The sequence below is a fragment of the Flagellimonas oceanensis genome (assembly GCF_003992595.1).
In the GTDB taxonomy this organism is placed as follows: Bacteria; Bacteroidota; Bacteroidia; order Flavobacteriales; family Flavobacteriaceae; genus Flagellimonas; species Flagellimonas oceanensis.
The window spans coordinates 1-4,043 of sequence record NZ_RZNA01000028.1 but is presented as its reverse complement, the minus strand read 5'-3'; the positions used below and the strand labels follow the sequence as shown (position 1 = coordinate 4,043).

6 protein-coding genes are annotated in these 4,043 nt (G+C 46.1%); 2 read left to right on the top strand and 4 right to left on the bottom strand.

The features are described 5' to 3' along the window. A partial coding sequence (locus tag EO132_RS08430) for a gliding motility-associated C-terminal domain-containing protein (RefSeq protein WP_164732241.1) occupies window positions 1-706 on the top strand: 706 nt, incomplete at its 5' end. A gap of 32 nt (window positions 707-738) precedes the next feature. Beyond that, window positions 739-1,629 (top strand): PorP/SprF family type IX secretion system membrane protein, encoded by an 891-nt coding sequence (locus EO132_RS08425; RefSeq protein ID WP_164732304.1) that lies wholly within the window; start codon window positions 739-741, stop codon window positions 1,627-1,629. Window positions 1,630-1,739: 110 nt separating this feature from the next. On the opposite strand, the gene EO132_RS08420 is transcribed toward EO132_RS08425, so the two are convergent. The 4 genes from EO132_RS08420 to istB form a co-directional block, all read right to left on the bottom strand. Continuing rightward, window positions 1,740-2,084, bottom strand: coding sequence for a 5-carboxymethyl-2-hydroxymuconate Delta-isomerase (locus EO132_RS08420; protein WP_127137441.1), 345 nt, complete (start codon window positions 2,082-2,084; stop codon window positions 1,740-1,742). Window positions 2,085-2,092: 8 nt separating this feature from the next. After that, complete coding sequence (locus tag EO132_RS08415; RefSeq protein ID WP_127137440.1) at window positions 2,093-2,626, bottom strand: NADPH-dependent FMN reductase; 534 nt, start codon at window positions 2,624-2,626, stop codon at window positions 2,093-2,095. A gap of 174 nt (window positions 2,627-2,800) precedes the next feature. After that, the gene (locus EO132_RS19750; protein WP_417935842.1) at window positions 2,801-3,028 is read right to left on the bottom strand and encodes a DoxX family protein; all 228 of its coding nucleotides are present in this window, start codon (window positions 3,026-3,028) and stop codon (window positions 2,801-2,803) included. A 93-nt stretch (window positions 3,029-3,121) separates the two neighbouring features. Next, window positions 3,122-3,853, bottom strand: a complete 732-nt coding sequence (gene istB / locus EO132_RS08405; RefSeq protein ID WP_127136804.1) for an IS21-like element helper ATPase IstB — start codon at window positions 3,851-3,853, stop codon at window positions 3,122-3,124. Between the last annotated feature and the right edge of the window lie 190 nt (window positions 3,854-4,043).

The window sequence follows — 4,043 nt, the reverse complement described above, 5'->3', positions numbered from 1 at the left end:
AGATGATGAGGATGCCTTCCCATACGATCCAAACGAAGATTCCGATATTGATGGCGATGGTGTAGGTGACAATTCTGATACGGACGACGATAATGACGGCGTTACCGATACCGATACGGACGGAGACGGTCTTGGCGACAACGTTGACAATGATGATGACAATGACGGTATACCGGATAATCAGGATGATTTCCCGAATGATGCTTCAGAGACAATCGATACGGACGGGGACGGAATTGGCGACAATGCGGATACCGATGACGATGGCGATGGTTATTCCGACGAAGTGGAATTGACCGAAGGAACCGACCCAACGGATGCATCCAACACTCCATTGGATACCGATGGGGATGGTATTCCCGATAGCATGGATGAGGATGACGACAATGATGGTGTTCCAGATGCGGACGATGCATTCCCAACAAGCGAAGAGCCTTCTTTGGTTCCTGCACAGGCCTTTACGCCTAATGGTGACGGGAACAACGATGCTTGGATAATTCCAGGAATCGATAATTACCCGAACAACGTGGTGAAGGTATACAACCGCTGGGGTCACGAAGTTTTTGGAACCCGATCCTATCGCAACAACTGGGAAGGTTTCTACAAGAACAGGAACGAAAAACTCCCTGCGGGATCGTACATGTATGTCATCAACCTAGGCGATGGCAGTGCACCATTGCAAGGATGGATATTCATCAACTATTAAACCAACACAACAAAAAACACCATACACAACAGATGAAACTTTTAAATAACATTCAATTACTGGTCCTCCTCCTCGTGCTTTCCCTATCGGCAAGTGCACAACAGGACCCGAACTATACCTTTTACCGCTACAACATGAACATTTACAACCCTGCCTTTGCGGGGAGTTCCGAGGCTGCCGAATTCTCATTGGGGATTCGCAGCCAATGGGCGGGAATCGAAGGGGCTCCTGAAAGCCAAAGTGCCATTTTCGGGATGCCCGTGGGCAAGAACATAGGGCTCGGGGCCTCCATACTCAACGACAAGACCTTTATCGAGCAACAGACATGGGTGGCCATCGACGTCTCCTACAACATCCAATTGGACGATGAGCACATGCTCTACTTCGGGATCAAGGGAAGCGCCAATTCCTACGACGCCAACACACAGGGCCTTGTGACCTACGGTGTGGGACAGGACGGGACATTGGTGGATTATGATAGCCGCTTCACCCCCAATGTGGGCGCCGGGGTCTATTTGAAGCACGACAGGTATTTCGCGTCCCTTTCGGCACCAAAGCTGTTGACTCCCGACCGTTTGCAGGAGCGTGATGGCAATGCCTACCTCGGGGTGGACCGTATGCACGCCTATCTGAGCGGTGGGTATACCTTTTTGCTGGGCAGGACCTTGGACCTGAAGACCATGGGGATGTTGCGCTACGTGGATGCATCGCCCATATCCGTGGAATTCACGGGAATTCTGGATTTTGGGGAACGCTTTGAGTTAGGGGCCAGCTACAGGTACGATGAGAGCATCAGTGGACTGTTCCTGTTCAACATCAGCAGCGGGTTCAATCTGGGCTACGCCTACGAGACCTCCATCCAAAACCAAATTGACGGTTTGGACAACAACACCCACGAACTTTTCATGCGCTTGAAAATGTAGGTTCAAGGTTTTTATTGTGAACGGAAAAGCCCCCTGCTGATCAGGGGGCTTTTTATTAGGTTAAAATGATTGGAGCAAACCTCCTATGTTCACTTTTGCTCAATAAACCTTTAAGCCATTTCCTTGTTGCAATAGGCAGCTTTCTCAAAATCCCTTATGTTCATGGAAATAATGGGAACCTCTGGAAACATTTCCTTTAGTTCTGTTATAATTTGTTTTGATAGATTGGCTTTCTGGGCAGAGTTTCTTCCTTCCATTATATTACCAAAAACATGGATGAAATTATCACTTGTGTTTCCAGTATTGTAGTATTCAAAAGAATTGATACGCACTTTTATCTCTTCTGGAAGAAATAATCCGGTTGATTTCGCTGCTTCATATACTTGCTGCATGATAGTACTTGGCAGTTTCTTTGCTATGATTTGTTTTGAACAATCTATAATGAAATGTGGCATAATGGTATCTATTCAATTATTGTTTGAAATTTATCTACCTTGGCAAGAAGATTCGCTTTCAAGCTCTTATCATTGATTTCCCCGCTTTTGAAATTATCATAAAATGATGGTAACGAAAACGTATCCGTGATATCGGCTCCCATAAATGGAAAATAGGCACTAGCCGATTGCAATACGCTTGCTCCTCCCCTGCTACCTGGCGAGGTTGCCATTAACAGCATAGGTTTCTCTCTCCATATTTTCTTAGTGACTCGGGATAACCAGTCCAAGGTATTTTTGAATACCGCCGCATAGGACCCATTATGTTCTGCTAGGGATACCATAAATCCGTCTGCAGTATCAAATAATTCATCGAGCCTCTTGATCGCGGTCGGCATACCATTTTCAGCTTCAAAATCAACGCTGTAAATAGGCAATAAATAATCGTTGAGGTCAATTGAAATAATTTCTACATTCTCCAATAAACCGGTGGTATAGGTCAATAAACTTTTATTGATTGATTTTTGACTGTTGCTTCCTGCTATTATGATTATTTTTTTCATGATCTCTATTTTTTGAAGTTAAACTCTCTTTTGAACATTTTCACATCCAATTACCGATATGGTCAGGGAAGGAGAAATTATCAGAAGGCAATATTCGTAACCTTCATCAACTTTGTCACCGAACCAACTCACTTAAAGACAGGGGGGACCTTTAGAGCTTCGGAGTTTTAATCACTATAATGTTACTTTGAAATTTTTCTCTGTGACAAGTAGAACCATACAAGCAATACAACAATATAAAGCTGTATAATAGTACTCATAATCACTATGTGCGAAATGAGTCATCAAAGCACCAATTGCGAATGGCAATAACCATAAAGTCGATAGGTTTTTGACTTGATGCATCCAAAAGCCAACAATCAAACCAATAACTCCCAGCAATTCGCCATAACCAATGAACAAAGTGGATAGGGCGGTCAATGTATACCACCTGCGGCGGATGAAAGTGAGCAGTGCAAATCAAGTGCACGAGATCGACTCATTTTGGTGCTGAAGTTAACGTTTATTTTTAATTTTTTTTCTCATTGATTCCCCTTTTATGTCCACCCTGTGAGCCGAGTGCACCAGCCGGTCAAGGATGGCGTCGGCGATCGTTTTTTCACCGATGACATCGTGCCATGCCTCCACGGGCAGTTGTGAGGCTATAATGGTGGACCTTTTGCCGTGCCTGTCCTCTATGATCTCCATCAAAGAGTGCCTGTTGATGTTGTCCAATGGTTTTAGGCCAAAGTCATCCAGTATGAGCAGGTCCTGTTTTTCAAGTTTTCCAATGAATTTTAGATAGGACCCGTCCGCCTTTGAGGTTTTGAGCAAGGTAAAGAGTTTGGCCGTGTTGAAGTACATGGTCCTGTGCCCCATTGAGCAGGCCTGGTGCCCGATGGCGGAGGCCAGATAGCTCTTGCCGACCCCGGTGCTCCCGGTAATGAGCATATTTTCACCCTTGCGTATAAATCCACAGGAGGCGTAGCGCTGTATCCTGTTCCTGTCGATGTTCCTTCCAGGGCCGTAATCGATGGCCTCCATAACGGCACCGTACCTGAACCTTGCGGCCTTTGTCAGGCGCTCGATCTTGCGGTTGTGCCTATCGTCCCATTCGGACTGTACCAGATAGGCCACCAGTTCATCGTTGGTATAGTCCATGCTCTCGGGCGAGAGGCTGGTGTCAAAGGCCCTGAGCATCCCGTGGAGCCTGAGCTGTTTCATCTGTTCCAATGTCTTTGTGTTCATGTTGTCTGTTTTAATGTTTGTCATTTATAATAGTTTCCTCCCCTGATGTTATCGTGGTCCGGGACCTCGGAGGTATCCTCCGGGTCGTCCTCCAGGGTGTCCCACCCTTTTTTCAGTATCCGCTCCACCATGCTGTAATTATAGGCCCCATAGTCCGATGCCCGCCTGCAGGCATTGTCCAGCCGTTGGT

Bases quoted from the DNA above. Each gene is read 5' to 3' on its own strand.
- EO132_RS08425 (WP_164732304.1), top strand. From the start codon at position 739: ATGAAACTTTTAAATAACATTCAATTACTGGTCCTCCTCCTCGTGCTT.
- EO132_RS08420 (WP_127137441.1), bottom strand. From the start codon at position 2,084: ATGCCACATTTCATTATAGATTGTTCAAAACAAATCATAGCAAAGAAA.
- EO132_RS08415 (WP_127137440.1), bottom strand. From the start codon at position 2,626: ATGAAAAAAATAATCATAATAGCAGGAAGCAACAGTCAAAAATCAATC.
- istB (WP_127136804.1), bottom strand. From the start codon at position 3,853: ATGAACACAAAGACATTGGAACAGATGAAACAGCTCAGGCTCCACGGG.